The following is a 7,332-nucleotide window of genomic DNA, read 5'->3' as shown; positions in this document are numbered from 1 at the left end:
TTGGGGACTTTTGTGTGTGTCTGTTCGACAGTACGAACATTCGCACGACTCCATCAGGAGCTGTGCTGCGAGGTTCTTGTTGCTTGCCTGCGGTGCCCCGGATTTTGTTAATCAGTGTAATGATTCGCTTTGGAGAACGATGATTAAGGACTTTTTCTGGTGTCGCCCAGTCCTGCGGAAGGTCCTCGCCCAGTCCTTCCTTGCCTTCGTGGTAAATGCGCTGCATCATGTCGCCGAGCAATCCAAGTATGAATTTATTCTGGAATGCAGACTGGACTGAAAATAGAGCATCAAGTAGCTCCCTGTTGGTGTCCTGGCTTTCGTCAATCAGTAAAATAGGGTAGCGACCGATGAGGATGTGTTGCATCGCGCTTTTGGTTCGAATGAAGTGCGTAGTGATTTGTAGCACCTCTGCGTGGCTTAGGGCGTCGTGTCTTCGATTGTCTCCCGTGGAGCTGTAGTTGAATGATTTGATGCGTGGGAGAGTCGCCATGCGTTGTTTCTTTGATTCAATCTTGGCCTGACGTGCTACTGAGGCTTTCGTTCCCTTCCTTCCTTTTGATTCCTCGAATTCTAGCTGGCTAATGTCGTCGCTTAGTTTTGACAGGAGCCAATTGCAAATGTCTCGATTGAGGCCTTCGATGAGTGACCAGGAGAAGCTATGGATTGTTCGAACGTCAATGAGGGAATCGAACGAGGTTCTCCGCTTGATTTCATCGCAGGCTGCATTTGTATAGGTAATCACACCGACTTGCTGGCCCTGGGGGCGAAGTTGTTCGGCTAAGTTTTTTTGGATATAGTGTAGCGCTGTTACGAGCGACCGAGTTTTTCCAGCACCAGCGCCAGCGAAAAGGAAGAAACTCCGAGGCGCCTTGAGATTCAGACACGCGGCGATCTCGTCGTCAACGTGGTCGTCCAGGTTGTCTATGCCTTTGGTTCTTGTCAGCGTGTTCATGCTGCGGCCTGTGGGCTTTTAATGGAGGGAACGTCAACCATAGATTCAGTCGGCTCTGGAGGTGTATTGCCCGTGATTCCTTTTTCGTTTTGACGCAATCGGTCCGAAAGCCAGAGAAGTCCATTGTGGATATATGTCGGCACTTTGAGCATGTCTGTTTCTTCGCGACAGAGGAGTTCCATGGCGAACTCAGCCTTCTTTCCTTCTTTCAGCGCTGCCGTTAGTCCCTTGGAAAGTTCGCCGATGGTGGCGGCGTGTTCAAGTTTGTCGCGGAACTGCTTTATTAAGCCATGGCCATCCATGTTTCTAAATAGGTCGATGTTCTCGTATACTAATGAATCTTCAAAAGTGTTGGCTATGGCCTCGACTGATCCTTGGGTGTTGAGAGTTGTTTTGATTGGTTGTTGGAAGGCAACACGAATCGCGGAGTTGTCATGTCCGGAGAGGGCGAGGTCTTCTTGTTTCTTGTCGAGAAGATTGTCGAGATCTTCCTCCTTGGGAATCCAGGTCTTGAGTGTCTCGTTTCTTGTTCTTTGGCCTTCTCCGCGCGCGGGCGTGGTTGCATTGTTGTTTGAGTTCTTGGCGTCAAGATCCGTGATGATTAGCGTGTTCAGCCCGAGGTGACTAAGCAGGGGTTTTAGGCGGTGTGCGTGGCTTCCGCCAATCTCGAGCCAAGTAATGTAGCATCTGTTTAGGTGCTTGTAGTCGTTTCGGTTTCGAACGAAGTGCGGGATCAGCATTCGCTCAGCGGGGCCTTCAACTAACACTGCCCCGTCGGCAAAGAATAGGTCGCAGTGTGTTGCCTTGAGATACCGCATGACGAACTGATCGGTCTTTTTCTTTGTGCCGAATATCTCGGAGAGATTTACAACTCGGGATATAGGGGGCGAACCTGCTTGTGGCTGAAGCGGGAGCCTTCGGAAATATCGCAGAGATTCAAATTTGGCTTCGTGTGCAATGTGACTTGAGTGTGTGCTGATGATTAGTTGAGTTCGGTGGCTCTTGGAGTCCTTGAGCTTGTCGTGCTTTCGAAGGATGTCGTAAGCCTGTTTAATGAATACTTGCTGCACTTGGGCGTGGAGATGAGCCTCCGGTTCTTCGACGAGTACGAGGTGGATGGGAGGAATGAAAGTATCAATCGATGCTGGCGACTTAGATGCCTTTCCAACTCGCATCCACTTGTCTCGGAAGCTCATTAGGGTAAAGACAATGGATACTAGGTTTTGATACCCAAGCCCATTTGAAGTCTCGGGCAATCGATGCGAGAGGGTGCCAGCCGCGTTGGAGTGCATTGGTACTTCGTATTGAACCGCTGATGGGTGGTTTAGGCCATCAATAGGTTTGATTTGTGTTGTAATTTTGAGCCTAGGATCGGCGATGCCCGGGTAGCCGATATTCTCAAGTTCATTTATTGCGTCTGAAAAGTATGTAGTCAGGCGATCTCCAAAGGCGACCTGGGCCTTGTGGATGGCAATAAGCGCCTGAAGATCCCTGGGTTCGGGTTGTTCGAACGGATCGAGGTGTTGTGAGTAATACGAACGCAATTGGTTCGATAGCTTTTTTCCTCCTCGCGAAAATCCGTTGTCTTGGTGTTCGTTTTCGCTTGCCTGGGAGTCGGTTAGGCCGAATCCGCGCTGTGCGCTGATTTCATCGATCCGGATGAGTGTCTTGAATGGATCGTCGGTGATTGGTTCGCTGTCGTCTGGAAGTTTTTGTGGAAAGGCTTCTCCATTCTCTGGATGCGCAAGTTTCGCCGGATCAAGAAGGTGCGCTCGCACTTCAAAAAAGGATCGTAGTCGACGTGTTAGGAAGTCCATCATTGAGCTTGGCCATAATGCAAAGTCTCCCGGAAGCGCTGCGGTGGCTTCTGTGGATGTTTCCGTGTCGATTGGTTGTGGCGTGTTTGTTATGTCTTGTGCAGATCTCCTTGCTGTGAGATATTCATTCCTTAGTGATTGCGTGTCTTTTGGTTCGTAGCGAAGGCGGACGCCAATGCAGTGGTCTGTCCAGTCGAGTGTGGGGAGGATTTTTTGGACGAAGTGGAGTTCGTCCTTCGATACGTTCAGCCAGACGTCTAGATGCGGAAGTGTGCTGTCCCAATTGAATGGTTCGGTTTTGGTGTTTTCTGTCTGTGACTCCCATGTATTGGCGATCGTGTTAAGGGTTTTCCAGTGTGAAAGAGTGAAGTCGTTGATTGTGAATTCCGTCCGAGCAACCAAGAAATGGCGAAGCGCTACCATGGCGGATGTCTTTCCGCTGTTGTTTGCCCCTACGAATACCGTCGTTTCTTCGGCGAAATCGATTCGAACAGATTGGAGTTTTCGGAAGTTCCCGATCTCCACGAATTGAATGTGCATGTTTCCCTCCCGGCCGACATTGCCGCAGTCGCCGTAAACTAGCAATTGAAGCAATTAGTCGTGGAACTCGACTTCCAGCGTCTGTGTCAGTGCGTCATATCCAATCGAGGAGATGTTGCTTGAAGCGACAGACTCTCTCTTCATCACCCTACCTCCGGAGATAGCTGGGCCAAATAGGACCGTGTGACGCCGGAAGTCATGCCGTGGAGCATGGGGGGAGGGAATACCTCTCCAGGGTGATTGCCTACGTCGTTGGGCAGGCGGAATCCTTCTGGTTCCCCGCAAGGACGTAGGCTTTTCGTGGGGGATAGCTGGATGAAACGCTTTGTCGCGAGCGGGTTGGGTCCAACGCCGCTCGACCAACGGAGAGCACATGCCACTGCCATTCATTCCTGTGGTAATCGGTGTCGCCGCCCTGCTCGGGTATGGCGGAAAGAAGGGCTATGACGGCGTCCAGGCCATGAAGGAGGCCAAGGCCATTGGTGAAGAGGCCGAGGAGCGCCATCAGGAGTGGGTTGCTCGTCTCGAAGAGGCGCGCGCCTCGCTCCAGGTGAGGTTGGATGCCTTGGAGGGCCAGCGGAAGACGGTGACGGTGACTACTTTCCGGCGCCTCTTCGACTTCCTTGAGCGGCTGGAACAGAAGGCCCGGCTGTCGGCCCTGGAGAGCCTGGGTGCCCTGGGGGTGACCCGCGAGGAGGTCGGCCGGTTCGCAGCCCAGTATCTGGAGGCCGGTGGGACGCTCTCCGGCGCGGTCACGGCGACCCTCACCGGTGCGGGGGCGAGCGCGGTGACCACGAGCCTGGTCACCACCTTCGCGACTGCGGGAACCGGAACCGCCATCTCCGGGCTGACGGGCGCCGCGGCGAAGAGCGCGCTGCTCGCGTGGCTCGGTGGCGGTTCCCTTGCCACCGGCGGCTTCGGTGTCGCGGGCGGCGCCGTCGTTCTGGGCGGCATCGCGGTCGCCCCGGCGGCGGTCGTCGCCGGATTCGTCATCGCCAGGGAAGGGGAGAAGGCGAAGACGAAGGCCGAGGAGTTCGCGGCCGAAGTGGACAAGATGGTGGCGCAACTCGAAGCGGCCATTGCGCTTCTCGGCCGGGCGGGCACCCGCGTGGACGAGCTTCGGCAAGTCACGACTGAACTCGACGTGCGCGCCAATCGCGCCATTGATGCCCTCTGGGCCCTGGACGGCGTGTTCGACGCGAATAGCGACGAACACCTTCACAAGTTCGCCACGGCCATGCAGCTCGCCAAGGCCGAGAGCGAGTTGCTCCGCGTGGCCATCTTCACGCCCGAGGGCAACATCAACGAACAGGCAGAGGCGCTGCTGGCCCGGCAGCGCCAGTTGCTTCAGGAGTCCTTCGTATGACGGTAGCCACGCTGGCCAAGAAGCAGGGCCTTGGCATCTCCGAGGTCCTCGAGGGCCTCAAGACCGTGGCCGATTGCATTCGGGACATCCAGAAGGAGAAGACCGAACAGGTCCGCATCCAGGTGGCCGCGCACGTCGATGTGGAGCGCATTCACGCCAAGCGTGACGTCCTGCTCGACTATCTCGACCGCTCCTTCGACGAACGAAAGGAGAACTTCCGTCAGCTCTTCGAGCGGCTCGACACCGCCATCGCCACGAACAATCCTGAGCTCACGGGCGCGGTTCTCGACTCCGTGCTGAAGCTCGCGGATTCATCCCCGTTCAAGGCGCTCGCGGATGTGGCCGCGACGCGCGAGGCCTTGAGCGAGAAGGGGAAGGAGTGGCAGTTCTGACGGCCGCTCACCTCATGCCCACGGTCCCCTAACGCGGCGTGCACACGTTCGCGCTCACGGACAGGTGGGCATGAGTTGAGGGGGCCTGGCTGAGGGCCATGCCCCCTCACCTGCGCGGGAAGTGCGGAAACACATCCTCCTGGAGCACCTGGCGCAGCTTCGGGAAGTTCAACGCCCACCTCACGCCCAGGCGCCACGGCGCGAACAGCACCGGGGGCACGCGGGGGAGCAGCGTCTGGGGCCACTCCAGGTACGCCTGCTCAATGGTGTCCATGTCCAGGTCCTGCCGCACGTCCACGCAGTAGGGGGCCACGTTGCCCGGGGGCTGGCCTTCCAGGAGGTCTGGCAGGCCCGGGGGCAGGAAGGTGGTGTGCAGCGTCATGCCCACGTCGAAGTTGCGGCTGCCCAGCCGGCAGATGGGGCCCTTGGCCAGGTCTTCTGAGTCGAAGACCCAGACCTCGTCGCCCGTGGAGTTCTCTGGCAGGTCTGGCGTCGGGTCCGACACGACGAGCGCCACCACGTAGCCCTTCCAGTGCGGCACCTGGGGGAACCGGGCGCTGGGGACGAACTGCGGCGCGAAGCCGAACCAGCCGGTGGGCAGCACGTAGCCCTCGAAGCGGCCGGAGTCGACGAAGAACTTGAAGAAGCTCGCCGCGCGCCCGTCGCGGATGGGCAGCGCGGACTTGTCCCCGACGACGGGCTTGTAGAGCTGGTAGAGGGCCTCCGGCACCATGTCCGCCGTGAAGCCGTCCGAGTTGAGGTAGAGCGCCAGCTCCTTCGACGGCACCTTGCCATTCATCACGTGGCCGAGCAGCCGGAGGTGAGCCTCCAATTCCCCATTCACCAGCCCGGTGTTGGAGAAGACCGTCAGGCCCCAGGTGAAGTCGTCATGTGAATACAGATTGGACTGGATGCGCAGCCGCTTCATGTCGATGCGGTGCACCCCCATGGAGCTGCGCGTGACGGGCACCGCCGTGGGCATCCCGGCCTGCCAGTCCTGCACGCGGTTGCCATTGATGAGCAGCTCGCCCGGCTCCAAGGTATGCGACAGGTCCTCGGTGGGCGAGTGCCCCACCACCAGGGTGATGACGTCGTCGGGGTTCTCGTAGATAGCGGCGAAGTGCAGCCCGCCACCCCCGGCCTGGAAGCGGTGCGCGGACACGAGCGGCGGATTCTCCGGGTCCAGCGTCCCGGGTGACGTCTGGAGGTCCGCGCGACGCACCACCCAGAACACCGCCTGCGGGGCGGCGGGGGACGCCGTCAGCCACTCCACCGCGCGCTGCACCCGCGGCAGGAAGGGCACCGCCGCCTGCGCGGCGATCTGCCAGAAGTTGATGGGGAAGTTGGCGTCCAGCAGCACCACGTAGTCCCGCGTGGCGGCAATCTGATGCAGCGACGACGCCACCACCGGCTCGCCCGTGGCCGCGTCCATCAGCTTCCAGTGGTTCAGCCGGTTCTCTTCCGTGTCCCAGCTCACCAGCTGCGTGAAGCCCGGCCCCAGGGGCCACTTGGGCGCGTGGTTGGTGAAGAAGAGGCGGGGCCGCTTGTCGTCGGTGCGCGGTCCCATGCGCTCGGCGGGGTCGAAGGCCGGGTGGGCCGTGCTCTGCAGCAGCGGGAAGGCCCACGGCGTGGGGAGGGCGCGGTTCCACTCGCGCAGGTAGCCCAGCGGCGTGTACGCCTTCAACGTCTTGGGGTGGATGGCCCACGGGCGGCCCGCGTCCGTCGTCACCAGCAGCATCCGCTCGCCCTCGACCAGGAACGGCGCCGTGTTGGGCGTCTCCTGCGGGCCCAGCGTGAGTGACACGTCCGCCAGCGTCGTCTCGCGGAAGCGGTTGAGCAGCCGCGTCAGGGGGCCTCGCGCCGTCGCGCCCGCGTCCACCTGCTGGCGTGTGTAATACGACGGCGTGCGCATGGTGGCGGAGGTGAACCGGGCGCCGCCCACCTGGAAGTCCAGGCGCATCACGAGCCCGTCCGAGGCCAGGGCCGGTGAGCCCGCGTGCACGCTGGGCCCCGCGACATAGACGTGACCCTGCAGGTCCGCTGGCAGCGCGCCGGCGAGCACCTGCAGCGGCTCGTTGACGTACTCCACCGGGCTGGTGGTCATCGCGTTGCGCGGCATGCCGGGCCTGAGTCCCGGTGGAACGTGCAGCCCGGGGAGGGCATGGCCGTCCGGCTCACGCGAGAGGGAAGGGGACGCTTCAGTCGCCGCGGGGGCGGGGGACTTCAGGGCGGATTCAGTGTCGGGCATGACGCCTCCGGAGG

General features: G+C 59.6%; 6 protein-coding genes. 2 read left to right on the top strand and 4 right to left on the bottom strand.

The genetic code is table 11. The annotated features are described in order from the left end of the window. The 3 genes from G4D87_RS30255 to G4D87_RS30245 form a co-directional block, all read right to left on the bottom strand. On the bottom strand, positions 1–955 hold a 955-nt coding region (locus G4D87_RS30255), incomplete at its 3' end, for a UvrD-helicase domain-containing protein (protein WP_163786172.1). Further along, positions 952–3,312 (bottom strand): AAA family ATPase, encoded by a 2,361-nt coding sequence (locus G4D87_RS30250; RefSeq protein ID WP_163786171.1) that lies wholly within the window; start codon positions 3,310–3,312, stop codon positions 952–954. The genes G4D87_RS30250 and G4D87_RS30255, both read right to left, overlap by 4 nt. Before the next feature lie 54 nt (positions 3,313–3,366). Next, entirely contained in the window at positions 3,367–3,456 is a 90-nt protein-coding gene (locus G4D87_RS30245) for a KTSC domain-containing protein (protein ID WP_163786170.1), read from the bottom strand. A 229-nt stretch (positions 3,457–3,685) separates the two neighbouring features. Between G4D87_RS30245 and G4D87_RS30240 the strand changes: the two genes are divergently transcribed. Together G4D87_RS30240 and G4D87_RS39055 are read left to right on the top strand one after the other, a co-directional pair. Further along, entirely contained in the window at positions 3,686–4,678 is a 993-nt protein-coding gene (locus G4D87_RS30240) for a hypothetical protein (RefSeq protein WP_163786169.1), read from the top strand. Then, the gene (locus tag G4D87_RS39055; protein ID WP_205507771.1) at positions 4,675–5,070 is read left to right on the top strand and encodes a hypothetical protein; all 396 of its coding nucleotides are present in this window, start codon (positions 4,675–4,677) and stop codon (positions 5,068–5,070) included. The genes G4D87_RS30240 and G4D87_RS39055 overlap by 4 nt, the downstream gene beginning before the upstream one ends. A 106-nt stretch (positions 5,071–5,176) precedes the next feature. Here the strand turns inward: G4D87_RS39055 and G4D87_RS30230 are convergent, their stop codons facing one another. Further along, the gene (locus tag G4D87_RS30230) at positions 5,177–7,189 is read right to left on the bottom strand and encodes a carotenoid oxygenase family protein (protein ID WP_240358729.1); all 2,013 of its coding nucleotides are present in this window, start codon (positions 7,187–7,189) and stop codon (positions 5,177–5,179) included. Between the last annotated feature and the right edge of the window lie 143 nt (positions 7,190–7,332).

Origin of the sequence: Myxococcus vastator (genome assembly GCF_010894475.1) — a bacterium.
Classification (GTDB): Bacteria; Myxococcota; Myxococcia; order Myxococcales; family Myxococcaceae; genus Myxococcus; species Myxococcus vastator.
The sequence above is the reverse complement of the archived record's forward strand: the minus strand, read 5'-3'. Positions and strand labels throughout refer to the sequence as shown.